Genomic DNA, 26,853 nt, shown 5'->3' on the forward strand with positions numbered 1-26,853 from the left:
TCAGAACCCCGCCGGTTTCATCGGGTTGGCCAGCAGGTTGCGGGTCGCGGCGGCGACATCGCTTTGCCGCATCAGCATCTCGCCGATCAGGAAGCAGCGCGCACCGTAGCGGGCGAGGTCGGCCAGATCCGCAGGGCCGGTCAGGCCGCTCTCAGAGACGATCGTCTTGCCGGCGGGGACGTGCTTGGACAGGGTCCGCGTTGCGTCGAGCGTAGTGTCGAAGGTGCGCAGGTCACGGTTGTTGATGCCCAGCAGAGGTGCCTCAAGGTGCCCGGCGCGGTCCAGTTCTGCGCGGTCGTGCACCTCGACCAGCACGTCCATCTTCCACTCGGCGGCGGCGGCTTCAAGTTCCAGCGCCTGTGCGTCGCTGACGCTGGCCATGATAATCAGGATCGCGTCGGCACCCCAGGCGCGTGCCTCGGCCACCTGATAAGGGTCATACATGAAATCCTTGCGCAGGACCGGCAGGTCGCAGGCGTCGCGCGCCAGTGCGATGTTTTCCGGTGCCCCCTGAAAGGACGGCGTGTCGGTCAGGACCGACAGGCAGGCGGCGCCGCCTTCGGCGTAGGCGGCGGCGATGGCGGCGGGGTCGAAATCGGCGCGGATCAGGCCCTTGGACGGGCTGGCCTTCTTGACCTCGGCGATCAGGCCGTAACCGTCGCGGGCGGCGGTCTGAAGGGCGCGGGTGAAGCCGCGCGTGGGGCTCGCCTCGCGGGCCTGCGCCTCGATCGCCTCGAGGCTCACGGCCTGCTTGGCGGCTGCGATCTCCTCCAGCTTGTAGGCCTTGATCTTGTCGAGGATGGTATCGGTCATTTTCTGCCTGCCCAGTCGATTGGTGCTTGTCCCTGCTCTGTAAGCCAGGCGTTCACGGTTGAAAATGGGCGTGACCCGAAAAACCCGTGGCGCGCCGAGAGGGGCGACGGGTGTGCCGTGCGGATGACAAGGTCGCAGGGCCTGTCGGGGGCAAAGACCTGCGCGTGGCGACCCCAGAGCAAGTAGGCGCGGGGCCGGTCGTCAAGCCGCGCGATGACCTGCCGTGTCAGCCGGTCCCAGCCAAGGCGTGCGTGGCCGCCTGCGCGGCCCTGCGGCACGGTCAGGGCGGTGTTCAGCAGCAGCACCCCCTGATCGGCCCAGTCGGCAAGGTCGGTCCGTGTCCGCGTCACGTGAAGGTCGGCCTTCAACTCTTTGAAGATATTGCCAAGGCTGTCGAGCCGGCCACTGAAATCCTGCGGGATCGAAAAGGCCAGACCGTCGGCCTTGCGGGGCGTGTGATAGGGGTCCTGGCCCAGGATCACGACCTTCGTGGCGTCGGGCTGGGTCCGTTCAAGCGCAGTCAGGATGCGGTCGGGGGGCGGGAAAACAGGGGCCGTTTCGGGCGCCAGCGCTTTTGCGATGCGGGGCCAGTCCGCAGCCCAGAACGGCAGGTCGGCCCAGCCACCCAGCCGCGACAGATCGAGGTCCGTCACGCCGCCGATGTGATGCGGGCGACGGTATCGACGGCCTGCCGCGCCATGCCGCTGTCGATGCTGGCGGCAGCGATCTCGACACCTTCAGGCAAGGTCGCGCTACGGCCCGCGACCACAAGCGCCGCGGCGGCGTTCAGCAGGGTCGCGTCGCGAAAGGCGCTTTTCTCGCCCGCGAGAAGGGCGCGAAAAGCGGTCGCGTTCTCGTCCGGGGTGCCGCCGAGGATCGCGGCGAAATCGTGCACCGGCAGACCGGCATCCTCGGGGTGGACCTCGCGCTCTGTCACGCGGCCGTCCTTGAGTTCGGCCAGCCAGCTGATGCCGGAAATCGCCAGCTCGTCGGTGCCGTCGGAGCCATGGACCAGCCACGCGGCCTCTGACCCCAAGGCCAGCAGGACCTCTGCCATGGGGCGGATCAGGTCGCGGCGGTAGGCGCCGGTCAGCTGGCGCGTGACGCCGGCGGGGTTGGTCAGGGGGCCGAGGATGTTGAAGATCGTGCGCGTCCCAAGCTCGGCGCGGACCGGGCCGACGTGGGCCATCGCCGGATGGTGCATCGGGGCCATCATGAAGCCGATCCCGGCCTCGGCCAGACAGCGTTCCACGACCTCGGGGCCGACCATGACGTTGACGCCCATCGCGGTCTGCACGTCGGCGGTGCCGGATTTTGACGACAGGTTGCGGTTGCCGTGCTTGGCGACCGGCACACCGGCGCCCGCCACGACATAGGCCGTCGCGGTCGAGATATTCAGCGTGTGCTTGCCGTCACCCCCCGTGCCGACGATGTCGATGGCGCCTTTGGGGGCCTTCACGGGCAGGCACTTGGCACGCATGACGGCGGCGGCGGCGGCGTATTCGTCCACCGTCTCGCCCCGTGTGCGCATGGCCATCAGCAGGCCGCCGATCTGGGCCGGTGTGGCATCGCCGTTGAACAGGATGCCAAAGGCCTGTTCGGCCTGCGCGCGGGTCAGCGGCCCTTCGGCGGCGGCGGAAATCAGGGGCTTGAGCGCGTCGCTCATGCCGCGACGCCCGCAAGGTCGAGGAAGTTCTGCAGCAGGCGGTGGCCATGTTCGGAACGGATGCTTTCCGGGTGGAACTGGACGCCCTGGATTGGCAGTTCGCGGTGTTGCAGACCCATGATGGTGCCGTCCTCCAGCTGGGCCGTCACCTCCAGCACGTCAGGCAGGGTGGCAGGGTCGACGACGAGGGAATGGTAGCGGGTGGCCTGAAACGGGTTCGGCAGGTCGCGAAAGACGCCCTGACCGCGGTGGTGCATGACGCCGGGTTTGCCGTGAACGATTTCGTGGCACCGCACGATGTTGCCGCCAAACGCCTCGCCGATCGTCTGGTGGCCAAGGCAGACGCCCAGCAGGGGGATCCGCGCATCCGCCGCCGCCTGTGTCAGGGCAAGGCAGATGCCGGCCTGTGCGGGGGCCTTGGGGCCGGGCGACAGCACGATGGCGGCGGGGTTCAGCGCCATGGCGGCCTGGACATCAAGCGCATCGTTGCGGCGCACGGTGACATCCGCGCCCAGATCGCCCAGATAATGCACCAGATTATAGGTAAAACTGTCGTAGTTGTCGATCAGCAGGATCATGCGGTCCCCGCTTTCGGGTCAATTAGGGGCTACCGATCCGGGTGTCGGTCACGGTATGGTTGGCAACGATATGGGGCAGGACGCGGGCAGGCGTCAAGGCCGCGGATGGGCAAACCCGGAACGACGGACAAGGATGGCAGGCATATGGCATTTTTCAAGGGCGCGGTCTGGGGCGTGGTGGTCGGTGGCGTGGGCGTTGTCGGTGCGTCGCTGATCGCCCCGCAACCGGCGGGCAACACGCCGCCGGCTGCGGCGCAGATCGCGGCCCCCGCAGCCCCTGAATCTCCGTCGCCAGAGGCTGGGGCGCTTGAGTCTGGGGCGGCAGAGCTGCAGGCCGCAGCGCCGACCCTGCCGCCAGCGCCCGCGGCGGAGACGTCTGCAGACGAGCCGCCAGCGGCCCCCGAGCCGTCGCCCACGATGGCGCCGGCGACCGCGATGCCGGAACCGGCGGCGCAAACGGCGGCAGAACAGCCGGACACCGCCCCCGCCGCCCGTCCCAGCGCGGATGTGTCCCCGAAGGAACCTGCGACGCCCGCCGACACGGGGCTGACGCAGATCGCGCCTGCGGCGGATGCGCCCGTCCTGCCCAGCCTGCAAAGCCGCGCCCCGCAGGTCCCCACGGCCGAGGCCGATATCGTCGTGCAGACCGCACCGCCCGCGCCGATTGCCGTGACTCCGCCAGAGGCGGACAACCCGGCGGATGCAACAGTCACGACCGAGACTGCGGCACAGGTCGCGACTGTGACCGGTACGCCCGTCACGGTGCTGGATAACGCCCCCGCGCCGCAGGGGGGAGAGACCGACCTGACGATAGGCGATCCGCTGCCCGAAACGCCGTTGCAGGACACCGCGCCGTTGACAGTGACCACGCCCGAGGCGGAGGTGGCCTTGGGCGGCACGGTTCCGCCAGTAGCCGGGTCCACTGCCGCGCCAACGGCCACCACAGAACCATCAGTGACATCTGTGCCACCCGAAACCCCTGCGCCCGCACCGACGGACACCGTGCAAAAGCCGGCCGTGGTGTCGATCATCGACACGCCGTCCTCGGGCTTGCCGGGGTCCGGCAGCACGGCGATCGTGCGCCGTGACGCCCCCGACGTGGCAGAGGCCGCGCCAGAGGCGCCCGCCCCGGTCGTCGATGACAGCACGCCGGCGCTGGTCCGCTACGGCGCGTTCTTTGCCAATCCCGAAGACTTGCCATTGCTGAGCGTCGTTCTGTACGACGACGGCACGATGGCGAACGGGGCGCGTGCGCTGTCCGACGTGCCCTTCCCGGTGACGGTCCTGCTGGATCCGCGCAGCGCCGACGCGGTGGAAGGGATGGATGCCTATGCCGCCGCCGGGATCGAGGTCGCCGCCCTCGCCGCCGTGCCGCAGGGTGCGACGGATACCGACGTCGAGGTCGCGATGGAGGGGACCTTCGATGCGCTGCCGCGGGCGGTGGCGCTGGTCGATGCGGGATTGGGTGACATGAACGCTGGGCGGGAGGTCACCCAACGGGTGATCGGCGACCTCGCTGCGGCGGGGCGCGGACTGCTGGTGCCGGATCAGGGGCTGAACGGCGCATTGCGTGCCGCGGCGGCGGCGGATGTGCCGGCGCTGACCATCTACCGCGACCTTGATGCCGAAGGGCAGGATGCGCGGGTCATCCGCCGCTTTATCGATCAGGCGGCCTTCCGAGCGCGCCAGCAGCAGGGTGTGGTCCTGTTGGCGCGGGTGCGGCCAGAGACGATCTCTGCCCTGATCCTGTGGGGCGATGCCAACCGGGCGGGGCAGGTGGCATTGGCCCCCCTGTCGGCCACGCTGCTGGCGCAGTAGCGCCGCACGGGTCGCGGCCGGCACATTCACGGCGTGCGACGTTTCGCGCGATCCGTGCTAGACTGGCGGCCTGGATAATGGAGGGCGCCATGCATTTCATCACAATCACGACGTGGGAAGTTCCGAGCGGGACTGACTTTGACCTGACCCTGCGCGACGTTCGCGAAAAGCGGCTTCCTGCGTTGCAGGGCTTTGGCGCGACGCGGGTGACGGTTGTACGGACCAGCGACCGTACGGCCGCGATCATCGCGGAATGGCCCGACAAATTTACCCGCGACACCGCAGAACTGAAGATCGACGAGGTGCGCCGCGTCGCGGCCAAGGAAGAACGTATCCGGCTGACCGGCGAGATGCGCGGCGAGATCGTCGCGGATCTGTGACCCGTCAGCGGTTGCCCTTGCCCGCGAACATGGCGGCATCGGCTGCTGCCTTGCGGATCGCGTTGGATTTGTGGACCGTCTCCTGATACTCGGCCTCGGGGTCGCTGTCGTAGACGACGCCGCCACCGGCCTGGATGTACAGCTTTTCGTCCTTCACCACTGCCGTGCGCAGGGCGATGCACATGTCCATGTCGCCGTTGGCTGAAAAGTAGCCGCAGCCGCCGCCGTAGACGCCGCGCTTTTCCGGCTCCAGCTCGTCGATGATCTCCATCGCGCGGACCTTGGGCGCGCCGGAGACGGTGCCGGCGGGCATGCCCGCGAAGAAGGCCGACAGCGCGTCCTGATCGTCGGCCAATTCGCCCACGACGTTGGACACGATGTGCATGACATGGCTGTAGCGTTCGACGATGAACTGCTCGGTCGGGCGGACGGTGCCGATCTTGGCGACCTTGCCGGTATCGTTGCGGCCCAGATCGAGCAGCATCAGGTGCTCTGCCAGTTCCTTCTGGTCGGCCAGCAGGTCGGCCTCGAGGGCGGCATCCTCGTCCGGCGTCGCACCGCGGGGCCGGGTGCCGGCGATTGGGCGGATCGTGACCTGGCTACCGAAGACACGCACGAGGATCTCGGGCGAGGCGCCGATCACCTGAAAGCCGCCGAAGTTGAAGTAGAACATGAAGGGCGAGGGGTTCGTGCGCCGCAACGACCGGTAAAGCGCGAAGGGCGGTTCAGGGAAATCCTGCGTCCAGCGCTGGCTGGGGACCACCTGAAAGATGTCGCCTGCCCGGATGTAGTCCTTGGCCGTCTCGACCGCCGCGAGGTAGGCGTCATGGCTGAAGTTCGACTGCGGGGCGGCGATGGGTGCCGGGTCCGCCAGCGCATGGGTTTGCGGCACGGACCGGTCGAGGGCGCGTTCGGCGTCGCGGACGCGTTCCGCCGCTTGGGCGTAGGCGGCCCGCGCCGACAGATCGCCACCGGCCCAGGCGGGGGCCACGAGGATCACGTCGCCCTTGACCCCGTCCAGCACCGCCACGACCGAAGGGCGCAGCATCACCGCGTCGGGCAGGCCCAGCGGGTCGGGGTTCACGTCGGGCAGGCGTTCGACCAGCCGGATCATGTCATAGCCGAGGTAGCCGAAGAGACCCGCGCTGGCCGCCGGCAGATCGGCGGGCAGGCTGATGCGGCTTTCCGCGACCAATCCGCGCAGGGCGGTCAGGGGATCGGCGTCGTTCGGGGTCCAGGCATCGGCGTCGTAGCGGGCGGCGCGGTTGGTGCGGCTGGTGGTGCCGTGGCAATCCCAGATCAGGTCGGGGTTCATGCCGATGATGGAATAGCGGCCACGGACCTCTCCGCCTGTGACGCTTTCCAGCATGAAGGTGTTCAGGCCCGCGTCGCCCAGTTTCAGCATCAGCGACACGGGCGTGTCCAGATCGGCGGCCAGCCGGGTCCAGACGACCTGATTCTCGCCCTTGTCATAGCCTGCGGCAAAGGTGTCGAAATCGGGCAAAAGCGCCATGGCGGGCCGTCCTTTGGGGTTATTGAAGCTGGGCGTTGACCGCGTTGACCGCCGACTGGTCGATCACGACATCGGTGCGCGCGCGCACGGCCTCGGCGTAGGCGGTATAGATGTCCTGCGCGATCCCGGCAGAGGCCTGTTGCGTGATGTCCGCGGCCTGCGCCGTCATCCGCTCGGACGCAAGGTCAGCGGGCGTCACGGCGTTCAGGCGCACGATGATGGCACCGGTGTCCGTCGGGAGGGCGCGCGTCTCGCCGGGCTGCATGTCAAAGACCGTGGTCATGAAATCCGCAGGCGTGTCGGCCACGAAGCTGCCACGCGTCAGGTTGGCACTGGGCGTCGGTGTCAGGCCCAGCGTGGCAAGGTCGGTCTCGGGGGTGATGGTGGTTGCGATCTCCTCGGCGCGGGTCAGGATGGCGGTCTTCTCGGCGGCGGCGCGCCATGCGGCCTCCAGCCGGTCGCGGACCTGATCGAGAGGTGCGACCGCGGGCGGCGTCACGCTGTCCAGACGCAGGGCAAAGATGCCGCCGTCGTCAAGGTTGACCAGCGCCGGATAGGCGCCTTCGGTCGCGGCGGCGGCAGCGGTGCGGAATGCCTCGTAGGCGGCGGGGCCATCGGTGCTGGCGGCGGTGAAGTCCATTGTGCCGAGTTCCAGATCGGTCCGGTCGGCCAGATCCTCCAGCGTGGCGCCACCGGCGATCAGGTCGTTGATCGTCTCGGCGTCGGTTTGGATCACGCGGCGCGCCTGCGTCGTGGCCAGTTCGTCGCGCAGTTCCGGGGCGGCTTCTTCGAAGGGCGTTTCTTCAGCCGCAAGGACGGCGTTCACGCGAAAGAGGGCCGGGCCCAGGTCGCTGTCGAGCGGGCCGACAGTATCGCCGGTCGCGGCGGCAAAGACGGTCTCTCCTGCCGCACCCAGATCGCCGATCGCCACGTCGCCCAGATCGACGTCGGCCATGGCAAGGCCGCGCGCGGCCACCAGATCGTCGAAGGTCGTGGTGCCGGCATCCAGTTCAGCCTTGGCGGCGGTCGCATCCTCTGCCGTGGCAAAGACGAGGCGTTCGACAAGACGGCGTTCCGGCTGGCGGAAGGTGTCGATCCGCTGGTCATACAAGTCCTGCACCTGCGCATCTTCCACGGTGACCTTATCGGCCAGCATGGCGGGGGTCAGCAGGGCGTAGGTGATCTTGCGCACCTCGGGGTCGGTGAACATGTCGGGGTTGGCGTCATAGAAGGTCTGCAGGTCCGCGTCGGTCGGACCGGGCACCGGCGTTGTCAGCTGCGCGGCCGTGACGGGCGCGGTGACGATGTCGCGGGTCTCGCCCAGGAATGTCGCGATGGTGTCGGCATAGGCGGGGGCTGCCGGGATGCCGCCGACCACGGCGCCCTGCAGCAGGGTGCGGGTCATGTCGTCGCGGATGCCGGTCTCGTAGGCGGCCTCTGTCAGGCCGACGCGGCGCAGCGCACTGGCATAGGCGTCGCGGTCGAAGCTGCCGGACAGGGACTGGAACGCGGGGTTGCGCAGCACTTCGGCGCGGACGCGTGCGTCGCCGACGGACAGGCCCAACTGGGCTGCCTCGTTATCGAGGGTGCGTTGGGTGACGACCTGGGCCAGGACGCTGCGGTCAAGGCCCATGGACTGCGCCTGCTGAAATGTGACGCGGGTGCCGACCTGCGCCTCGAGGCTGCGCAACTGCTCGTTCAGGGCGGACTGGTACGATGCGATCGAGATGTCCTTGGACCCCGCCGTGCCGATGGTCTGGACAGAGCCGTTGAAGCCCCCGGTGCCGAACCCCAGCAGGCCGCCGACGATCAGGATCATCACGATCCAGACGGCAATCGGTGTACGCTTCTTTTCAGCCATGACCTGCGGGCCCCCCGTGGTTGATACGTCGCGACTGCATAAGTGGCCGCCCGCCCGCGTGCAAGGGTCAGGGGGCGTAAGCCGCCAGACGGGCAAACAATTCGGCGATACCGGCCCGGTCGATATTGGCGAAGGCGATCCGCAGCTCCCTCTGGCCGGCCGGGTCCGACGCGGGACGGAACATCGTGCCGGGGAGGCACAGAATGCCCGCGCCCGCGACCAGCGCCTGCGCCAGCTTGTCCGAGGGCATGTCGAAAGGGTGTTCCAGATAGGCGAAATAGGCGCCGCAGCCCGCCAGCCGCCAGCCCCGGTCGGCCAGTTGCGCAAAGTGGTCGGTGATCGCGGCGCGGCGGTCGAGGATCTCGGCCCGTTCGCCCGCGAGCCACTGGTCGAGGTTGCGCATGCCCCAGAGGGCGGCGCGCTGGCCCAGCTGGTTGGGGCAGATCGCGACCGTGTCGAGGAACTTCTCGACTTCGGCCAGACGCGCGGCGCTTGCGGTGATCGCACCCACCCGGTGGCCGGTCAGGCGGTAGGCCTTGGAGAAGCTGTAAAGCTGGATCAGCGTGTCGTCCCAGTCAGGATCGGTGAACAGGTCGTGTGCCGCACCGGTGCGGCTGTCGAAGTCGCGATAGGTCTCGTCCACGATCAGCGCGATGCCGCGGGCGCGGCACAGATCGCGGAAGGCGGTCAGGGTGGCAGCCGGATATTCCACACCGCCGGGATTGTTGGGGCTGACGATGGCGATGGCGCGCGTGCGGTCGGTGATCAGAGCCGCCGCATCCGCCGCGTCCGGGATCAGCCCTGCGCCGGTCTGCAGCGGCACCGTGACCACGCCCGACATATCCAGCCACATGGCGTGGTTGAAGTAGTAGGGCACCGGCAGGATGACCTCGTCCCCTTCACCGCAGAGCGTGGCGATGGCGGCGGCGAAGGCCTGGTTGCAGCCCGATGTGATCGCGACCTGACCCGGCCGGACGTCACCGCCGTAGGCCTGCGACCATCGGTCGGCCACGGCAGCGCGCAGATCCGGCAGGCCCAGAACCGGACCATACAGGTGCGCCGCCGGATCGGTCAGCACGATCTGGGCCATCGCCTCCAGCATGGGGGCGGGGGGCGCATCGACGGGTGCGGCCTGAGAGACATTCAGAAGCGGCCTGTCGGCCGGATGCGACACGCCGTCCAGCCAGCGCCGCGCCTCCATGACGGGGGGGGCGAAGGTGGTGGCGGTGCGGGGGATGCTCATGATCTGTCCTTTGGGCCGGTGGCGGGTGCCGGAGCCTCCGGCGGGAGTATTTGCAAAAAAGCGAGGACGACATGACGCCGCTGTCTGATCGCCACGTTACCGATGCCCCTGCCGAGGGCAAGGGCGTCAGGGCCGCCGGGTCAGGCGGTGTTCGAGGATGACGATCGTGATGACGAAGACGTCGATGGCGGTCAGCACCAGCAGGGCCGGGTCGAAGGTGTGCAGGTATTCCCAGGTCTGGTAGACGACGAAGGCCATCAGGGTCGCGAGGGAAAACGGATAGGCGATCCGCGATTTCATCAGCAGGGCGGTCACGACGATGAAGTGGATTGCGCCGTGGCCCAGCAGGTAGATGATGTAGAAGTGCTCTCCGGCCGGGTTGATCGTTGCAGCCCACTGCATGACGGCGCGGGCGAAGCGGTCGGTCGGGTCCTGTGCCAACTCGCTGCGGGTCAGCGCATCCGCCGTCGCGCGGATCGTGTCGCCGGGCATGACCAACAGGAACAGACCGCCCAGCACCTGCACGATGCCGAGGGCGGCCTTGCCCAGCAGGGACAGGCGGAAGGCCCATTCGATGAGCCAGTCGTGCCGGGAGGGGGTCACCGGGTCAGTCTTTGCCGCGGTAGGGCTCGACATATTGCAGGGCCATGTCCCAGGGGAAGAAGATCCAGGTGTCCTGGCTGACTTCGGTGATGAAGGTGTCGACCTGCGGACGGCCCTTGGGCTTGGCGTAGACCGTTGCGAAATGGGCCTGCGGATAGAGGGCGCGGACGACTTCGAGCGTGCGGCCCGAGTCCACCAGGTCATCGACGATCAGGATGCCGGTGCCGTCGCCCATCATGGCGGCGTCGGGGGATTTCAGGACCTTGGCATCCGATTGCTGCTGGTGGTCGTAGGACTTGATGCTGATCGTGTCGACTGTGCGGATGTCGAGTTCGCGCGCCACGATCATCGCGGGGGCCATGCCGCCGCGGGTGATGGCCACGACCGCGCGCCAAGCGCCATCGTCGGGACCGTGACCGTCCAGCCGCCAGGCCAGCGCGCGGCTGTCGCGGTGGATCTGGTCCCAGCTGATGTGAAAGCCCTTTTCGTGGGGCAGGCGGCTGGGGTCTTTCCTGGGGATATTGGCGATGGGCATGGCAGGGCCTTTCATGACGTCAGGGCGATCTTGAGGCCCAGCAGGGCGAGGAGCGTGCCGAAGCCCCGGTCGATCCAGGCCTTGGCACGGGCATAGGCGGCGCGGGGCCGGGGGAGGGAGAAGAGGCGGGCGACGACGAGATACCACAGCGTCTCGTTCACGAAGACGGCGAGCAGGATCGCGGCCTTCCAGCCGAGCGGTGTCGCGGTGGGCACAAGGTTCACGAAAACGGCGCCAAAGAAGACGGCGGGTTTCGGATTGCTTGCGAAGGTCAGGAAGCCGAACCGGATCGCCTGAAAGGCAGAGCGGGGGGCGGTTCCGGCCTGCGGCTGGGCCATTGGCGTCGCTGCGTGGCGCCACATCTGGACGGCGAGGTAGATCAGGAAGGCGGCGCCGATGAATTTCAGCGCGAGAAACAGCGGCGGCACCAGTTCGAAGACCAGCGCCAGACCTGCCATCGCTGCCGTGGCCCAGAGCAGCGCACCGCAGCCGAAGCCAAGCGCCAGTGCAGCGGCGACGCGGAACCCCTCGGACGCCGCAACCCGCAGGGCCACGACGAAGGACGGCCCCGGCGAGATCGCCGCTGCGAGGTGGATCAGTACGACCGACAGGAAGGCCGCAAGCGTCATTCCTTGGTGACGTCCGGGGCATCGACGGCCTTCATGCCGACGACATGGTAGCCCGCGTCGACGTGTAGGACTTCACCTGTGACGGCGCTGCCCAGATCGGACAACAGGTAGAGGGCGGATTTGCCGACCTCTTCCTGTGTCACGGTGCGGCGGAGCGGTGCGTTGTATTCGTTCCACTTCATGATAAGGCGGAAATCGCCGATCCCGCTCGCGGCTAGCGTCTTGATCGTGCCCGCTGAAATGGCGTTTACGCGGATGCCGTCCTTGCCGAGGTCTTCTGCCATGTAGCGCACGGAGGCCTCGAGTGCGGCCTTGGCGACGCCCATGACGTTGTAGTGCGGCATGACCTTTTCCGCGCCGTAGTAGGTCAGCGTCAGGGCCGATCCGCCGTCGGTCATCATCTCGGCCGCGCGCTTGACGACGGCGGTGAAGGAGAAGACGGAAATATCCATGGATGTCAGGAAATTCTGCCGCGAGGTGTCGACGTAGCGGCCGCGCAGCTCGTTCTTGTCGGAAAAGCCGATGGCGTGGACGATGAAATCCATCGTGCCCCAGGCGTCCTTGAGGCTGGCGAAGAGCGCGTCGATCGAGGCCTCGTCCCCCACATCGCAGGGCAGGACCAGCGTTGACCCGATCGAGGCCGCCAGCGGATCGACCCGTTTCTTCAGCGCATCGCCCTGATAAGAGAACGCCAGTTCCGCGCCCGCATCCGCCAGCGCCCGCGCGATTCCCCAGGCGATGGACTTGTCATTGGCCAGCCCCATGATGAGTCCGCGTTTTCCAGCCATCAATTGCGACGTCATCTTGATATGTCCTTGGGGTAAGCAACAGGGTTGACGCCGGGTTTAGGCGATGATCGGGCCTGCTTCAAGCGCCGCCGCACACGCACGGACTTGTGAGGAGGCCTTCCATCCCGTAGAAGATGTGTAGAAAAGGCAATGACATGGTTGATAGAAACGGCATATTTGCGGGCGATGATCCCTTCGTGTTGGCGCGCGAATGGCTTCATCTTGCGCGCGGGTCCGAAATCAACGACCCGGATGCGGTGGCGCTGGCGACCGTTGATACGGATGGCATGCCGAATGTGCGGATCGTGCTGCTGCGCCAGATCGAGGATGCGGGCTTCGTCTTCTTTACCAATTATGATAGTGCCAAGGGGCGTGAAATCGCGTCGTCCGGCAAAGCCGCCTTTGTCATGCACTGGAAGTCGCTGCGCCGTCAGATCCGGGTGCGCGGCACCGTCACGCGCGAGGACGGCCCGCAGGCGGATGCCTATTACGCCGGACGGGCGCTGGACAGCAGGCTTGGGGCCTGGGCCTCTGCGCAGTCCAATCCTCTGGCCAGCCGCACCGTTCTGATGGACAAGCTGGAACGGATGCGCGAGACTTTTGGCGACGCGCCTGACCGTCCGCCGTTTTGGGGCGGCTTCAGGATCGTACCGGAGGCCATCGAATTTTGGGCCGATGGTCCCAACCGGTTGCACGACCGCTTTCGCTGGACCCGCCATGCGGGCGAGGCGGTGGCGTGGGATATTACACGACTGTCACCTTAGGACGCGCTGCCCTGGTCGCCCAAGGACGACCGGGTTGGACATTTCAGGACGCCGGCCCTGCGTCGGCATTGCGCAAGAACGAGATTGAAGACATGGATTCCGACGACGCCAGCAGTACGGTGACCGGTCAGGTCAAGTGGTTCGATCCCGCCAAGGGGTTCGGCTTCGTCCTGCGCGACGGCGGGGGCGCGGACGTCTTGCTGCATGCCAATGTCCTGCGCAACTTCGGACAGGGGTCCATCGCCGAAGGCGCGCGGATCGAGATGTCGGTCGTCAGCACGCCGCGCGGATCGCAGGCCGAGCGCATCCTGTCGATCACGCCACCGGATCACGTCAACCTCGTGCCATTGGCCGATATGGAGGATATCACCGCCGATGATATCGCCCGCTGCCCGGTGGAACCCGCACGCATCAAATGGTTCGACAAGTCCAAGGGTTTCGGTTTCGCAAACGTGTTTGGTCATGACGACGACATTTTCGTACATATCGAGGTGTTGCGCCGCAGTGGCCTGGCCGACCTTGCCACCGGCGAGGCGGTGAGCCTGCGCGTGATGCAGGGTCGCCGCGGTCGCATGGCGATCGAAGTGATGTCATGGGACGCGGGATTGAAGGCATGAGACTGATGATGGCTCTGGTGGGTGTGACGCTGGCATGTGGCGGAATGGCCCGGGCGGAGTGCGCGGCCGATGCGGTGACGCTGAAAGGCGATTTCGGGCAGGCCCGCTTTCACGTGTCCGTGGCCGATGATGCGGCAGAGCGGGCGCAGGGCCTGATGAACGTGGAACAGATGCCGACGATGACGGGCATGCTGTTCGTCTACGAGGCGCCGCAGGTCGCCAGCTTCTGGATGCGCAACACGCTGATCCCGCTCGACATGATTTTTGCCAGCGCCGACGGGGTGGTGCAGACCGTTCACGCCAAGGCCGTGCCGCTGGACGAGACGCCGATCTTTGGCGGCGACGCGATCAAGTATGTGCTTGAGATCAACGGCGGCCTTGCGGGGCGGCTGGGCATCGTGCCGGGCGCCGTGATGCAGCACCCGGCCATCGGCCCGGACGCAGCGCTGCCCTGCACCAACTGATTTAGGGCTTTTCTTCGGACCGCGGGGCCGCTATGGCTGCCCTTGGTTCGGGGCGTAGCGCAGCCTGGTAGCGCATCTGTTTTGGGAACAGAGGGTCGTAGGTTCGAATCCTATCGCCCCGACCAGACACCTTAGGTGGTGCAAAATCAGTCTTTCAGTTCCGCTTGGGTGGCGCTCGTGTGTCGCCTACGTTGGGGTCAAACCCATGTAAATGTGACCTAATACTGACATGCTTGTTTAGATACTGCAGAGGTCGGTCATTGATTTTGGCGCCCTCGAGAGTGACGGCGGTCGGCAGAAGCTTTTTTTTGCATTGAGTCAGAGTTTCGCGAAGGGCTCCGGCCACCTTTCCGTTAACGTTATTGCACAAGACTCCAGACCGTTGCGGTCAGGTCCTATCGCTCGCATGTAGTGCCACCCATCGAGGTCCGATGAAGCGGGTAAGGATTGTAAAAAATCAATGTTTGCTCTTTGAACTCTGTTCAATCCCGAGACCTTGCCTGCTTTCCTGAAATGCCCTGGCCGCCTGGGTGCGGTTTGATACGTGAAGCTTTCGGAATATCGCGGACGCGTGAACCTGCACAGTATTGAGGGAAATATCGAAAATTCTGGCAATCTGCTTATTCGCATCTCCATCCGTGATCTGCTGCAAGATTTGAAACTCCCTTTGGGTCAGTTTCATCGCAGTCTTGAAGGACAGACCAGCCACATCGTTGCTATCACCTCGGGATCGGAACCTTGATGGGAAGATATCATACCCGTCGGCACACATCCTCAGACTGTTTTTGATCTGGGCTTCAGTTGCATTGGTCGGGATGATGCCGCTGATGTACTCAGGGCAACTTTCAAACTCTCTGTCAATATTCAGATCAAGAAAAAGGATCAGGGTCAGACCGGGAAATTTTGCAGAAACGTTTGCGATCTCGACGTTCAGTCGAGCAGATTGAGGAGATGCCAGAACGGCGATTTCGATCTTTCCTGCCGTGAAGGCAGTGACGCCGAAATCGTCCGGATGAAGGCAAATGTAGTCCCATTCCAGACTTTTGAATATTTCGGAAAATGCAGTGACAAGGAGTTGGTTGTCGGTAAAAAGGGTTGCGGTCGTCATAATGGACTTCCTCAGGGCGCTGAAATATGGGCCCGCGGCAAAGTCACGACGCCCTTCGTGATCGCAAGTGGAAATTCGAGGATTGTGGTCTTGTCTGACACGGGTGCGGGCTGAATTGGCGGCGCTACCGGTGCGGGCGTCTGGCGGATCTGCCTGACGGGGCGCGCCATGTCGGCGGCCTGCGTGACTGTTGCCATGCCTGCGACCGTCGTGGCTTGTCGCACGTAAGCGCCACCATCGGCAGATGCGCCCGCGGGGGTCAGGATCGCAAGCAGGCATGCCGTCGGCACAGCTGTCAATATCGCGCGTTCTATCATGGCAGATTCTCGCCTTGCAATTTTTCAAGTCTGTTCCGTTAACACAATAATCGCGCAGGCGATACGATCTCGATCAATGTTGCTGATTTTGAGTGAAGAGCGATCTGCAGGATCCCCGCAGCAAATCGCGACCATATGATCTGGAATTGACTAGTTCAATTCAGTTAAGATCATAAACTATCCGTGGCCTTAAATTTTCAAATTGGGATTGTCAGATAGTGAATCTGATCGAATCGCGATCAGGCAATAACTGGCTTCCATGATTGAGCGCAATATGGGCCGTATGTAGCCTGACATCACTCTCGGGTCATTCGGAGCCGAAAGTATCGGACGATTATTGAAAGGCTATTTAGATGAAGAATCTACTTCTCGCAACGACAGCATTCGTGTTTTCCACAGGCATGGCTTTCGCGCAGACCATGACGGGCGTGGGTGCTGACTCCTCCAGCTCGACGTCGAACGACAACGCCACCGGTACGGTCGGTGCGGATTACGCGACGGCCGTGGACGGCGGAGCACTGGATGAGCAAGCCGACGCCTGGAACTTTGGTGTGGCCCGCTCCACCGCACCCATCGGGCCTAATTTCGATTACGAAGCGGTTGCCAGTACCGCTAGTTTCCAGGCGCAGGTCGATGACATGGCGACCGGCAATTCCAACGTGCAGTTCCAGGTCGGTAACAACAACCAGGCGGTGAACGTGCAGGACGGGACAGTTCAGGCGTCGGCCACGCTGCAGGTCGGCGACGCCAACGGTGCCCTGATCAGCCAGATCAACACCGAGAACCGCGCCGCGATCACGCAGTTGGGTGATACAAACCTGTCGACGATCATTCAGGACGGCACGCAGAACTCTGCGGCTGCAGCACAGGTGGGTAGCGAAAACGTCTCGGCGATCCTTCAGAACGGGTCCAACAATGGTGCGGCCACACTGCAGATGGGTGTGAACAATGCTGCCGTGACGTTCCAGAGCAATGGCGACAACATGGCCGCGCAACTGCAGTCGGGTGATAACAACACATCGCTCATCTCGCAGGGCGGTGGTGAGTCCGGATCTCTGGCAGCGCTTGACGGCACGCTTGCAGCCTATGGTCTGCCTGCCAACATCGGGACCCTAGGTGCCGTTGCGGGTGCGGCGAGCCTGAATGCCGCAGCGAACGTCCAGATCGGCGACGGCAACGCCAATGCGATCATCCAGCAAGGTGGCGGCAACGAAGCCGTCAACTTCCAGACCAGCTCGTAACGACGTTGCTGATCCGATGACACAGACCGGAGGCGCAAATGCGCCTTCGGTCACTCTGAAAGGTCCATGATGCGGAATGTCTTGATATCAGTTCTACTGCTGCTTGCGACGGCGGCACAATCACAGTCCGATGCGGGCTGTGCATTCAGACTGTCCGACAGCAACGGCACCATGACGCTGGAGGGACTTGCGATGGGTCCCCTGTGGCGGCGGGGTCTCTACACTCTGGAAGTCGCGGTCGAGCACGCCGGCGGACGATCCGTTTCAAGACAAAGCGGGACGTTCGACGTGGCGAGTGATGCCGATCAGACGGTGCTCTCGACTTCGGTTATTGCCTTGGGACGCGATGCGAGGCTTATGGCAACGCTTTGGCTGACAGAGGGCGAGCGGGTGACGTCATGCCATGTCGCTCACGAAAGTTGAACATCATCAAGGAGACTGAACATGACCATTCGGTTCCGACTCTTCGCTGCGATGGGGGTTTTTGCCTGCCTTGGATCGCCCGTTGTGGCGCAAACGCTGGACTTCGACGTCTCGAACGGGATCACGCTGGAAGAGTTTGCCGCGAGTCAGGCCCAGTCGGTCGGGCCGCCGCAACCTGTCGGACAGGACAGCCCCCAATCCACCAGCCTGATCGCGCAGTCCGGCAGCAACAACGCGGCAGCAGTCACTATCTACGACAGCCTTGGCGCTGGTGCATTGGCCTATCAGTCGGGACGCGACAACATTGCATCGGCAAATATCCTGAATTCACCCGGCAGCATCATCGCGCAAATCCAGATCGGCGCGGCCAATATATCACGTGTGGGCATATCCGGCGGCAGCGACAATCTGGTTGCAGGTGCACAAATTGGCAACAATCAGGATATGTCTATCGGGCTTTTGAATTCGCGGGGGACCAAAGTGTTCTACGGTGCTGTAGGGTCGGATTACACCGGCGCCTTTATTATCAGGGACGCACCCCCAGGAACTGTCGTTCGGGTGAAATAGCTTTCGACACATCATTTTTCGCAGCTTCAGTGTTGTGACGAGGAGAATCTCCATGTCTTACGGCACAATGGCCCGTGCGGCCCTATTTGCATTTTCATGTTCCATGATCGCGACGGCAGGATTTGCCGAAAATCTTATCTACCGGCCGATCAATCCCGGTTTGGGGGGGAATCCCAATACCTACGATTACCTGATCGGTCTCGCAGAAATTCAGAACCAGCATCTGGCCACCCAGTCCGGGTCGGGTGGCAGCGCCCCGGCGTTCAGCTTTCCCCCCATCACGATCGATCTTGGCGGTGTTGGCGCCACGCCCGCTGATCCCGCAGCGGGTGACCCTGCACCTGCCGTGCAGCCGTAGGATCAGATCATGACATTCAAGCAGTCGAAGAACGGCCCTGTGCACGCCGCAGGGCTCTGGACAGTCACGCGGCGCGCCGGTTTTGCTGTCGCGATGGCGGCGACCTTGTCCGGTTGCAGCGCATTTGGATTTGCACGGATCGGCAGACCCTCGGACCCCAATCTTGTGGAACCGATTGCGACGCCGCTCAGCCGCACGGGTGCGGCCTTGATGCTGCTGCCCGCAGCCGCAAGGAAGGTGGACATCGCCGTCTATGATTACGCCGACAAGACCGGCCAGAACGAACCTGCGGACAACTTCTCCAGATTTTCGAAAGCGGTGACGCAGGGCGGGGACGACGTGCTTGTCGACGTGCTCAGCGACGTCGGCGGCGGCCGTTGGTTCAACGTGGTCGAACGGGCCGGTTTGCAAGAGCTTCTGACAGAGCGGCAGTTGATCGATCAGACAAACCAGCAATACCGCGGCACGACGACGTCGCAGCTGCCCCCGCTGCGGTACGCAGGTGTCATTATCCGGGGCGGCGTGATCGACTACGACGAAAACGTGGCAACGGGTGGGTTCGGGGCCCGGATCCTGGGTGTCGGTGTGAATACGGAATACCGCGAAGACCGCGTTTCCGTCGCTCTGCGCGCTGTCAGTGTTGCAACGGGCGACGTTCTTGCCTCCGTGACGACCGACAAGACAGTCTATTCGGTCAAGATGCAGGACTCGGTCTTCCGCTATGTCGCGATGGACAAGATACTGGAACTCGATGCCGGGATTTCCCAGAACGAGCCAACCGGTCTTGCGGTGCGGCAGGCGATCGAGCTGGCCGTCTATGCCCTGATCATCGAAGGTGCCGAAAAGGACGTGTGGTCGTTCACCGACCGAAGCTATCAGGTCGATTTGATACGGAATTACCGAGAGAGGACGCTGCGGACATCCGGCGACCCTCGACAGATCATAGCACAGGCCGGCGGGGTCGGGGATCGGCTGGTTGACGATGCGGATTCGTAGCCTCGTCCCGCATGCGACGTTCCGCGCCCTGATCGTCGTGACATTGGCGATATGGTGCCCCGTGCCGGGACAGACCCAGATGTCCGGCAACCAGACGCCGGAAAAGCGCGACACCTTCGAGGATTGGGTCGTGGAATGTTATGGCAAAGGGGGGGAAGAGGCGCCCTGTCAGGCCTATCAACGGGTACTGACGCAGAACGCGCAGGTGGCGGCCATGACCATCGCAATCACACGGCGCGATATCAAAGGGCCTGCGCAGATCGAAATAGCGCTACCGCTTGGCGTGAACCTTGCGACACCGCCGGTCCTTGCGATCGGCGATGATCTGCGGATCGACCTCGCATGGTCGCGCTGCCTGTCAGAGGGGTGCCTTGTGCAAGGTAGATTGAGCCAGGCCATTCTTGCGTCGTTGATGGCAGCCGGCTCTGCAGGTGTTGATGTCGTCCATCCGACCGGTGACGTGGTGACGATTCCGATTTCGACAGCGGGTTTCAAGGACGCGATGAAACGCTTGGAGGCGAGCCATTGTGCGGCGCAGTGTTGAGTCTCCGCAATGCGGGTCACGGCTTCTTGGAGGGGCAAGGCGCCAAAACCCTTGGTTCGTTCCGGTCACCTGATTCTTTCGATACGGCCCGGCTGGACACGCAGGCGGGCGGAATAGGCACCGCCTTGGCGGATCAGGTGAGAGGTTCAGGCGTTGCTACCCCGCTTGGTGGGACGCCTCAGTGTGGCGTGTGACGCCGAAAATTATATATTTGTCTGGTGACTGGGGAATTTACCCTAATCCGAACTATTGTCCTGTCACCCCGACCGGATACACTTCGATGTATCGCGACAAGTCAGTTATCGCTCCCGCATCCATTTGGTCTGTCTTGTCCCGAACGGGTTAAGCCGGGCGCTCCTGCTTGATTTGTTGTGCCGCATGCGTGGCGTCGCCCGGAAAATCGCGTTAAGCCGCAGCAGATGATCGTCAATCCTTGCTGCCGTCCGATGCGGAAGAGCCCATGAAGACACCACAGACCCCGCTTGCCCACGCCGCCCGCCTGTCCGTCGCGCCGATGATGGACTGGACCGACCGCCATTGCCGCCACTTGCACCGCTTGATGTCGCGACACGCGCTGCTTTATACCGAAATGGTCACGGCAGCGGCGGTCGTGCATGGCGATACGGCGCGGTTGCTGGCTTATGGTCAGGCAGAACATCCCGTGGCCCTGCAGCTTGGCGGGTCGGACCCCGCGTTGCTGGCACAGGCGACGCGGATCGCTTGCGACATGGGATACGACGAGGTCAATCTGAACTGCGGCTGCCCCTCTGACCGGGTGCAATCGGGTCGCTTCGGCGCGATCCTGATGACAGAGCCGGACCTTGTGGCAGCCTGCGTGCGCGCGATGCGCGACGCGGCAGACGTTCCGGTCACCGTGAAATGCCGCATCGGCGTCGACGATCAGGACCCCACACACGTGTTGCCGGACTTTTTGGATCGCGTGTCGGGCGCCGGTGTCGACCGGTTTACGATCCATGCTCGCAAGGCCTGGCTTCAGGGGCTGAGCCCCAAGGAAAATCGCGACATTCCGCCACTGGACTACGATCTGGTCATGGCGATGAAGAACCGCGCCCCGCATCTGCATCTGAGCGTGAATGGCGGTATCGCGACGCTGGATCAGGCGCAGACGTTTCTGGATGCGGGCCTTGACGGTGTGATGATCGGGCGGGCGGCCTACCACGACCCGTCCACCGTGCTGCTGGACGCGGATGCCCGCATCTTTGGCGATGGCACGCCGGGCGACGCGGTGCAGATCGTGCACGCCATGCTGCCGTACATCGACGCACATGTGGGGCAGGGTGGTCGTCTGGGGCAGGTGACGCGCCACATGCTGGGCCTGTTTCAGGGTCGTCCCGGAGCGCGGCTGTGGCGGCGGCACCTGTCGGAACATGTGCACGAGGATGGTGCTGGCGTTCAGGTCGTGCTAGACGCCCTTGGCCATGTGACGGAACTGGCAGCCTGAGGGATAAAAATCATGGAAAACATGACGTTGCTGTTGTCGATGGGCGCGCTTTTGCTGGCCATCGGGGCCTTTGCCGGCGTGCTGGCAGGGCTGCTGGGGGTGGGCGGAGGAATCATCCTCGTGCCCGCGTTCTTCTATGCCTTCAGCGCGTTGGGCTTCGGCAGTCCGCAGTTGATGCAGATGTGTCTTGCGACCTCTCTGGCGACGATTATCGTCACCAGCCTGCGGTCGCTGAACGCGCATAACAAGAAGGGCGCCGTCGACTGGACGATCCTGCGGACCTGGGCACCGGGCATCGTGATCGGTGCCATTCTGGGCGTGTTGCTCGTCTCCAGCCTGCGGACCCTGTCGCTGCAGCTGATCTTTGGCGGGTTGGCGATCGCGGTGGGCCTTTACATGACCTTCGGGCGCAATTCGTGGCGCGTGGCACAGGCGATGCCCACCGGTTGGGCGCGCGCGGCGCTGTCACCGGTGCTGGGGTTCCTCTCGGTCCTGATGGGTATCGGCGGCGGATCCTTCGGTGTCCCGGTCATGAGCCTTTACAACACCCCGATCCACCGGGCCGTGGCGACGGCGGCGGGCTTTGGCGTGCTGATCGCCGTGCCGTCGGTCATTGTGCTGCTGTTCAAGGATGTCGCCGTCGCGCCGCCCTACACGGTCGGCTCGGTGAACTTCGTGGCCTTCGGTCTTGTCGTCGCCATGACGCTGATCACGGCCCCCTGGGGTGCCGCCCTGGCCCACAAGACCGATGCCAACAAGCTAAAGCGCGTGTTCGGCGTGTTCCTGGTGCTGGTCGCGCTGAACATGCTGCGCAAGGCGATGGGCTGGTAGGGCCCGATTTGGCAAAGGGATGCGCATCACTGACGGGCAATTGACCACTTGCCGCTTTTCAACACGAAGCCCCGCGCGTATGTGAAGAGGGCCTCAATCATCCCGCGTCGCTGACACGGGTTCCGCCATAGGAGAGATGACATGCTTAACAACATCGGCCTTCCGGGCCTTCTGCTGATCGCCGTCGTGGTCCTCGTCCTGTTCGGACGCGGCAAGATTTCGTCCCTGATGGGCGAAGTCGGCAAAGGGATCACCGCCTTCAAGCGCGGCGTGGACGACGGCAAGAAAGAGCTGGACGACAGTTTTGCCGACGCGCGCGACGTGACGCCCGAGGCGAAAAAAGACAACGTCTAAACACCGTCCGAGGTAACGTATATGTTCGGCCTAGGCTGGAGCGAGATGATCCTGATCGGGATCGTGGCCCTGATCGTGATCGGGCCAAAAGACCTTCCGAACATGTTCCGCGAGTTAGGGCGCATGAGCGGCAAGGCCCGTGCAATGGCGTCCGAATTCCAGCGCGCCATGGAAGCCGCCGCCGACGACAGCGGCATGAAGGACATCAGCAAGTCCATACAAGCCGCCGCAAATCCTGCGAAATTCGGCACGGACAAGCTGAAGCAGGCTGCGGGCATGACTCACAAGCCGGGGTCCGAGACCGCCAAGCTGTCAGAGGAGCGTCAGGCCGCCAAGGACAAGATCGCGGCTGCCACTGCGAAAGCGGCGGAGGAACGCCGCGCCCGTGAACTGGCGGCGTCTGATGCGGCCGAACTGTCCGAAGAGCCCGAATACGAAGAAAGCCCGCGCGCCGCAGCCTTGACCGCGGCGGTGAATGCGGCCCCCGCGACCCGGACGCAGGCAGCGACGCCCGCGGCCAAGCCGAAGGCCGCCGCCAAACCCAAGGCCGTGCCAAAAGCCAAGGCAGCGGCCAGCCCGAAGGCGTCCGCGACAGTAAAGACGCCCGCCAAGCCCGCGAAACCGCGGACAAAAAAGACCCCAACAGGTGATGCATGAGCGCCCTTGACGAGCTGGAAGACAGCGCCGCGCCCTTGATGGAGCACCTGACCGAACTGCGGTCGCGCCTGATCAAATCCCTGCTAGCCTTCGTAGTCGGGATGATCATCTGCTTCACGGTCTGGAACCCGATCTTCGACTTCCTCACCCGGCCACTCTGCACGGCCCTCGATGCCGAAGGTCAGGACTGCGGCCTGATCTTCATCGCGCTGGAAGAAGGCTTCTTCGTCGCGATCCAGATTTCGCTGCTGGGCGGTCTTTGCCTGTCGTTTCCCTACATCGGCTACCAGATGTGGCGCTTCGTGGCGCCGGGCCTGTACAAGTCCGAAAAGGGCGCGTTCCTCCCGTTCCTCGTGGCTTCTCCCTTCATGTTCTTCCTCGGCGCGGCCTTCGCCTATTATGTGATCACGCCGCTGGCGTTCAACTTCTTCCTTGGTTTTCAGCAGGGCGGCACCCTGACCGACGGTCCGGAAAGCACCACGCAGGCCGCAGGTCTGCTGTTTCAGGGGTCTGCCAAGGCCTACCTGAACCTGACGATCAAGTTCATCGTGGCCTTCGGGTTGTGCTTCCAGCTGCCGGTTCTGCTGACCTTGATGGGCAAGGCGGGCCTCGTGAGCGCTGCGGGCCTGCGCAACACCCGGAAATATGCCGTCGTCGGAATCCTGCTGATGGCAGCGCTGGCGACTCCTCCGGATGTCGTCAGCCAGGTGATCCTCTTCACGGTGATCTACGGGCTTTACGAGATCTCGATCCAGCTGGTCGCCCGTATCGAACGTATCCGTCTGGCCGAACTGCGCGCCAGTGGGGCCGTGGGCGAGGATGAAGACGAGTTCGGCAACCCGCTGCACCCTGTGGACGAGGACGAAAAGCCTTGACCGATCCGCTGGAACGGATTGCCGCAGCCCTTGAACGGCTGCGGCCCGGCCCCGCCACGCTTCCCGACGTCGACGCGGCAGGGGCCTTCGTGTGGCACGCGGACCCGGATCTTCTGGACCCGGTGGCGCGGGTCAGTCGCATCGACGTGGGCCTGCTGGTCGGGATTGATCGGTCGCGCGATACGCTGATGGCGAACACGGAACGCTTCGCCCGGGGCCTTCCGGCCAACAACGCCTTGCTCTGGGGCGCGCGGGGCATGGGAAAATCAAGCCTCGTCAAGGCGATCCACGGCAAACTTTACGCGGATCACCCGGACCTGAAGATCATCGAGATCCAGCGCGAGGACCTGCCCAGCATCGGTCGCCTGCTGCACCTGCTGCGGGATGCGTCACAGCAGTTCATCCTGTTCTGCGATGATCTGTCCTTCAGCCACGACGACAGCCACTACAAGTCGCTGAAGGCCGTACTGGACGGCGGGATCGAGGGGCGGCCCGACAACGTGATCCTTTACGCCACCTCGAACCGCCGCCACCTGATGCCCCGCGACATGATCGAAAACGAGCGTGCCACTGCCATCACTCCTGGCGAGGCGGTCGAGGAAAAGGTCAGCCTGTCGGACCGTTTCGGCCTGTGGCTGGGGTTTCACCCCTGCGATCAGGATCAGTATCTGGCGATGATCCGCGGCTACGTCGACGCCCATGGTATCGACATCGACGACGCCACCCTGCGGGCCGAAGCGATCGAGTGGCAGGCCACCCGCGGCAGCCGGTCCGGCCGGGTCGCCTGGCAGTATTTCACAGACCTCGCCGGCAGGCGCGGCGTGAATCCGCAGCCCTAGGTCGAAATGCTGGCCCAATCCGTCCCGTAGGCGCCAGTCCTCGCTTTTTTCCAAATACTCCCAGCGGAGCGTCCGGCGCCAATCCTACAGGAAGTCGTTCGGATCGACGGACTCCAGTCCACGCCGCACCTCGAAGTGGACAAAGCTCGGGCTGCCCGACTTTACCTTGCCCAGCGTGCCACCGCGCGACACGGAATCGCCCTTGGACACGTTCAACCCTTCAAGGTTGGTATAGACCGTCAGCAACCCGCCCGCGTGCTTTATCACGACGATCGCCGTGCCGCTGGTGTCTGTCGTCACGGCGGCCACGGTGCCTGCATCCGCAGCCTTGACCGTTGTGCCGGCGGGGGCGCCGATGTCGATGCCCTCGTTCTTGCCGGGGGCATAGTCGCGGATGATGCTGCCGGCGACGGGCCGCACGAACTGGCCATCACTGGTCGGTGCGGCAGGCGCTGGGGCCGGCGTGGGGGCTGGTGGCGGCGCTGGGGTCGCCGTGCGGGGCGGTGCCGCGTCCAGTGACGGGGCCGGCGGCACGGCGGCAGCGGGAAGGGGCGCAGAGGGGTTTTCCCGCGGCAAGGGCGCCGCGGCAGAGGGCGGCACCGGCGATCCGCTGCCCAGTCCGGGCGCGACCAGCGGTCCGCCCGTGGGGTCCGCGGGCCGGTCGTTTTGCGGAATCAGCAGGTATTGCCCGTCACGCACCTCGAGGTTCCCGCTCAACCCGTTCCACGAGGCCAGCGTTTCGACAGGCACGTTATAGAGCCGGCTGATCGAAAAGGCCGTCTCGCCGGGCTGGACCTTGTGCCGGATCGGCTCCGCGCCGGTCACCCCACCTTGGGGGATGGGGGCGAGGCCGCCTTGCAGAGGCGGATCGCTGGCGACACGGCCGAGCGCGGTGGTGGCGATGGCGCTGACGTCCACCGGCTGGATCGGACCGGTCGAGACGGCACCCGTCGCGGGCGACGGTTCTGCGACGCGGCCGGGCAGGGCCACGACCTCGCCCTGTTGCAGGGCCTTGTCGGTCGGCGCGCCGTTATAGCTGGCCAAGGCGGCTGCATCGAGGCCAAGGCGCCCCGCGATGCTGCCGATGGTATCGCCGCGCCGGGCCACCACCACCTGATAGCCGGGGTAGGAGATGATGCCGCGATCGTCTGGCTGGGGCCGGTCCGGCAGGTTGGCGACGGCGGGAGAGGTGTCGAAACCGCCCGCATTGTCGCGCAGGTCAAGGTCCGGCAGGCCGCCGGCGCAGCCCGCGAGAAGTGCTGCGGCAGAAGCGGTCAGCGCCAGACGGCGCGCTGCGGAAATCGTGATCGAACTCATGGGCTCTGGTCCTGTCATGGCTGTGCCGCGCGTCGGGCGAGAGTGCCCCGTCAAAAGGGCGTTGCCCCGGTTCTAGTCCTGACCGATCCCCTCGATCAAGGGCACAAACCGGACCGGGCGCAATTCCTCGTAGTCAAAGCCTTTTTCCAGCCGTGTGACGCGGATCAGGCTTTGCACCGTGTCCGATTGTCCGACCGGCAGCACCATGATCCCGCCCACGCGCAACTGCGCCAGCAGCGGCCCGGGCGGGTCTTCGGCCGCGGCGGTCAGCAGGATGCGGTCGAAGGGCGCCTGTTCGGCCAGGCCGTAACTGCCGTCGGCGGTGATTGCGGTGATATTGGCGATGCCCATGGCGTCGAAGACTCCCTGCGCCTCGGTCACCAGCCGCTTGAAGCGGTCGATGGTATAGACCCGGCGTGCCAGCTGGCTGAGGATCGCGGCCTGATAGCCGGAGCCTGTGCCGACCTCCAGCACCTTGTGGCGCGGCTGCACGTCCAGCGCCTGCGTCATCAGACCGACGACCGAGGGTTGGCTGATTGTCTGCCCGCAGGCGATCGGCAGGGGCGTATCCTCGTAGGCACGCTCCGCGAACAGGCCGCGCACGAACGCGGCCCGGTCGATCTTTTCCATGGCGGTCAACACGCGGGCGTCGGTGACGCCCTTGCTGCGCAGGGCAAACAGGAATTGCATCT

Annotated in this window: 32 protein-coding genes and 1 tRNA gene; 18 read left to right on the forward strand and 15 right to left on the reverse strand. The window is 64.7% G+C overall.

Annotated features, from left to right (window positions below; translation table 11 throughout):
* The 4 genes from trpC to GLR48_RS12235 are packed head-to-tail and all read right to left on the reverse strand — an operon-like array spanning window position 1 to window position 3,057.
* Window positions 1-813, reverse strand: a complete 813-nt coding sequence (gene trpC / locus GLR48_RS12220) for an indole-3-glycerol phosphate synthase TrpC (protein ID WP_237061791.1) — start codon at window positions 811-813, stop codon at window positions 1-3.
* Window positions 810-1,466: a uracil-DNA glycosylase gene (locus GLR48_RS12225; protein WP_237061793.1), complete on the reverse strand. Its 657-nt coding sequence runs from the start codon at window positions 1,464-1,466 to the stop codon at window positions 810-812. Before GLR48_RS12225 ends, trpC begins: the two co-directional genes overlap by 4 nt.
* Window positions 1,463-2,479 (reverse strand): anthranilate phosphoribosyltransferase, encoded by a 1,017-nt coding sequence (gene trpD, locus GLR48_RS12230; RefSeq protein ID WP_237061795.1) that lies wholly within the window; start codon window positions 2,477-2,479, stop codon window positions 1,463-1,465. Before trpD ends, GLR48_RS12225 begins: the two co-directional genes overlap by 4 nt.
* On the reverse strand, window positions 2,476-3,057 hold the full coding sequence (locus tag GLR48_RS12235) for an anthranilate synthase component II (protein WP_237061797.1): 582 nt from the start codon (window positions 3,055-3,057) through the stop codon (window positions 2,476-2,478). The genes trpD and GLR48_RS12235 overlap by 4 nt, the downstream gene beginning before the upstream one ends.
* Before the next feature lie 144 nt (window positions 3,058-3,201).
* Between GLR48_RS12235 and GLR48_RS12240 the strand changes: the two genes are divergently transcribed.
* A complete protein-coding gene (locus GLR48_RS12240) occupies window positions 3,202-4,875 on the forward strand; it encodes a divergent polysaccharide deacetylase family protein (RefSeq protein ID WP_237061799.1) in 1,674 nt (557 codons plus the stop codon).
* An 89-nt stretch (window positions 4,876-4,964) separates the two neighbouring features.
* The gene (locus tag GLR48_RS12245) at window positions 4,965-5,255 is read left to right on the forward strand and encodes a hypothetical protein (RefSeq protein ID WP_237061801.1); all 291 of its coding nucleotides are present in this window, start codon (window positions 4,965-4,967) and stop codon (window positions 5,253-5,255) included.
* Between the two features lie 4 nt (window positions 5,256-5,259).
* Here the strand turns inward: GLR48_RS12245 and trpE are convergent, their stop codons facing one another.
* From trpE to fabI, 7 genes are all read right to left on the reverse strand, one after another.
* Complete coding sequence (gene trpE, locus GLR48_RS12250; RefSeq protein WP_237061813.1) at window positions 5,260-6,768, reverse strand: anthranilate synthase component I; 1,509 nt, start codon at window positions 6,766-6,768, stop codon at window positions 5,260-5,262.
* Between the two features lie 19 nt (window positions 6,769-6,787).
* Window positions 6,788-8,629: a peptidyl-prolyl cis-trans isomerase gene (locus GLR48_RS12255; RefSeq protein WP_237061815.1), complete on the reverse strand. Its 1,842-nt coding sequence runs from the start codon at window positions 8,627-8,629 to the stop codon at window positions 6,788-6,790.
* Between the two features lie 67 nt (window positions 8,630-8,696).
* Complete coding sequence (locus GLR48_RS12260; RefSeq protein ID WP_237061817.1) at window positions 8,697-9,872, reverse strand: aminotransferase; 1,176 nt, start codon at window positions 9,870-9,872, stop codon at window positions 8,697-8,699.
* Window positions 9,873-9,998: 126 nt separating this feature from the next.
* A complete protein-coding gene (locus GLR48_RS12265) occupies window positions 9,999-10,475 on the reverse strand; it encodes a DUF2127 domain-containing protein (protein ID WP_237061819.1) in 477 nt (158 codons plus the stop codon).
* A gap of 4 nt (window positions 10,476-10,479) precedes the next feature.
* Window positions 10,480-10,995 (reverse strand): xanthine phosphoribosyltransferase, encoded by a 516-nt coding sequence (gene gpt / locus GLR48_RS12270; protein ID WP_237064533.1) that lies wholly within the window; start codon window positions 10,993-10,995, stop codon window positions 10,480-10,482.
* Window positions 10,996-11,021: 26 nt separating this feature from the next.
* Window positions 11,022-11,639: a LysE family translocator gene (locus GLR48_RS12275; protein WP_237061822.1), complete on the reverse strand. Its 618-nt coding sequence runs from the start codon at window positions 11,637-11,639 to the stop codon at window positions 11,022-11,024.
* A complete protein-coding gene (gene fabI / locus GLR48_RS12280; protein ID WP_237061824.1) occupies window positions 11,636-12,442 on the reverse strand; it encodes an enoyl-ACP reductase FabI in 807 nt (268 codons plus the stop codon). Before fabI ends, GLR48_RS12275 begins: the two co-directional genes overlap by 4 nt.
* A gap of 140 nt (window positions 12,443-12,582) precedes the next feature.
* On the opposite strand from fabI, the gene pdxH reads away from it, so the two are divergent.
* The 4 genes from pdxH to GLR48_RS12300 all read left to right on the forward strand — a co-directional run bounded on the left by pdxH (window position 12,583) and on the right by GLR48_RS12300 (window position 14,397).
* Window positions 12,583-13,191, forward strand: a complete 609-nt coding sequence (gene pdxH, locus GLR48_RS12285) for a pyridoxamine 5'-phosphate oxidase (RefSeq protein ID WP_237061826.1) — start codon at window positions 12,583-12,585, stop codon at window positions 13,189-13,191.
* Between the two features lie 92 nt (window positions 13,192-13,283).
* Window positions 13,284-13,808, forward strand: coding sequence for a cold-shock protein (locus GLR48_RS12290; RefSeq protein ID WP_237061827.1), 525 nt, complete (start codon window positions 13,284-13,286; stop codon window positions 13,806-13,808).
* Window positions 13,809-13,813: 5 nt separating this feature from the next.
* Entirely contained in the window at window positions 13,814-14,272 is a 459-nt protein-coding gene (locus GLR48_RS12295; RefSeq protein WP_442915840.1) for a DUF192 domain-containing protein, read from the forward strand.
* Between the two features lie 48 nt (window positions 14,273-14,320).
* Window positions 14,321-14,397 (forward strand) — tRNA-Pro (locus GLR48_RS12300).
* Window positions 14,398-14,729: 332 nt separating this feature from the next.
* Here the strand turns inward: GLR48_RS12300 and GLR48_RS12305 are convergent.
* Complete coding sequence (locus GLR48_RS12305) at window positions 14,730-15,380, reverse strand: helix-turn-helix transcriptional regulator (RefSeq protein ID WP_237061829.1); 651 nt, start codon at window positions 15,378-15,380, stop codon at window positions 14,730-14,732.
* Window positions 15,381-15,391: 11 nt separating this feature from the next.
* Window positions 15,392-15,697, reverse strand: a complete 306-nt coding sequence (locus GLR48_RS12310) for a hypothetical protein (RefSeq protein WP_237061830.1) — start codon at window positions 15,695-15,697, stop codon at window positions 15,392-15,394.
* Window positions 15,698-16,050: 353 nt separating this feature from the next.
* Here GLR48_RS12310 and GLR48_RS12315 point away from each other — a divergent pair, with 353 nt between their 5' ends.
* From GLR48_RS12315 to GLR48_RS12365, 12 genes are all read left to right on the forward strand, one after another.
* Complete coding sequence (locus GLR48_RS12315) at window positions 16,051-16,938, forward strand: hypothetical protein (protein WP_237061831.1); 888 nt, start codon at window positions 16,051-16,053, stop codon at window positions 16,936-16,938.
* 69 nt (window positions 16,939-17,007) lie between these two features.
* A complete protein-coding gene (gene csgH, locus GLR48_RS26070) occupies window positions 17,008-17,361 on the forward strand; it encodes a curli-like amyloid fiber formation chaperone CsgH (protein WP_442915841.1) in 354 nt (117 codons plus the stop codon).
* A gap of 21 nt (window positions 17,362-17,382) precedes the next feature.
* Window positions 17,383-17,928 (forward strand): hypothetical protein, encoded by a 546-nt coding sequence (locus GLR48_RS12320; RefSeq protein ID WP_237061832.1) that lies wholly within the window; start codon window positions 17,383-17,385, stop codon window positions 17,926-17,928.
* A 52-nt stretch (window positions 17,929-17,980) separates the two neighbouring features.
* Entirely contained in the window at window positions 17,981-18,286 is a 306-nt protein-coding gene (locus GLR48_RS12325) for a curli assembly protein CsgF (RefSeq protein ID WP_237061834.1), read from the forward strand.
* 9 nt (window positions 18,287-18,295) lie between these two features.
* Window positions 18,296-19,282 carry a CsgG/HfaB family protein gene (locus tag GLR48_RS12330; RefSeq protein ID WP_237061836.1) on the forward strand — a complete coding sequence of 329 codons (987 nt, stop codon included), beginning with the start codon at window positions 18,296-18,298 and terminating at the stop codon, window positions 19,280-19,282.
* A complete protein-coding gene (locus GLR48_RS12335) occupies window positions 19,269-19,826 on the forward strand; it encodes an invasion associated locus B family protein (protein ID WP_237064534.1) in 558 nt (185 codons plus the stop codon). The genes GLR48_RS12330 and GLR48_RS12335 overlap by 14 nt, the downstream gene beginning before the upstream one ends.
* 460 nt (window positions 19,827-20,286) lie before the next feature.
* Complete coding sequence (dusA, locus tag GLR48_RS12340; protein WP_237061838.1) at window positions 20,287-21,288, forward strand: tRNA dihydrouridine(20/20a) synthase DusA; 1,002 nt, start codon at window positions 20,287-20,289, stop codon at window positions 21,286-21,288.
* Between the two features lie 12 nt (window positions 21,289-21,300).
* Window positions 21,301-22,119 carry a sulfite exporter TauE/SafE family protein gene (locus tag GLR48_RS12345; protein WP_237061840.1) on the forward strand — a complete coding sequence of 273 codons (819 nt, stop codon included), beginning with the start codon at window positions 21,301-21,303 and terminating at the stop codon, window positions 22,117-22,119.
* A 141-nt stretch (window positions 22,120-22,260) separates the two neighbouring features.
* Window positions 22,261-22,473, forward strand: a complete 213-nt coding sequence (locus GLR48_RS12350; protein WP_237061842.1) for a twin-arginine translocase TatA/TatE family subunit — start codon at window positions 22,261-22,263, stop codon at window positions 22,471-22,473.
* Window positions 22,474-22,494: 21 nt separating this feature from the next.
* Entirely contained in the window at window positions 22,495-23,130 is a 636-nt protein-coding gene (gene tatB, locus GLR48_RS12355) for a Sec-independent protein translocase protein TatB (RefSeq protein ID WP_237061843.1), read from the forward strand.
* Complete coding sequence (gene tatC, locus GLR48_RS12360) at window positions 23,127-24,005, forward strand: twin-arginine translocase subunit TatC (protein WP_237061845.1); 879 nt, start codon at window positions 23,127-23,129, stop codon at window positions 24,003-24,005. Before tatB ends, tatC begins: the two co-directional genes overlap by 4 nt.
* Complete coding sequence (locus GLR48_RS12365; RefSeq protein ID WP_237061847.1) at window positions 24,002-24,844, forward strand: ATP-binding protein; 843 nt, start codon at window positions 24,002-24,004, stop codon at window positions 24,842-24,844. Before tatC ends, GLR48_RS12365 begins: the two co-directional genes overlap by 4 nt.
* An 84-nt stretch (window positions 24,845-24,928) precedes the next feature.
* Here the strand turns inward: GLR48_RS12365 and GLR48_RS12370 are convergent, their stop codons facing one another.
* Complete coding sequence (locus GLR48_RS12370; protein ID WP_237061849.1) at window positions 24,929-26,161, reverse strand: peptidoglycan DD-metalloendopeptidase family protein; 1,233 nt, start codon at window positions 26,159-26,161, stop codon at window positions 24,929-24,931.
* Window positions 26,162-26,233: 72 nt separating this feature from the next.
* Window positions 26,234-26,851: a protein-L-isoaspartate(D-aspartate) O-methyltransferase gene (locus GLR48_RS12375; RefSeq protein WP_237061851.1), complete on the reverse strand. Its 618-nt coding sequence runs from the start codon at window positions 26,849-26,851 to the stop codon at window positions 26,234-26,236.
* Window positions 26,852-26,853: the final 2 nt, after the last annotated feature.

This window comes from Loktanella sp. M215, assembly GCF_021735925.1.
GTDB lineage: Bacteria > Pseudomonadota > Alphaproteobacteria > Rhodobacterales > Rhodobacteraceae > Loktanella.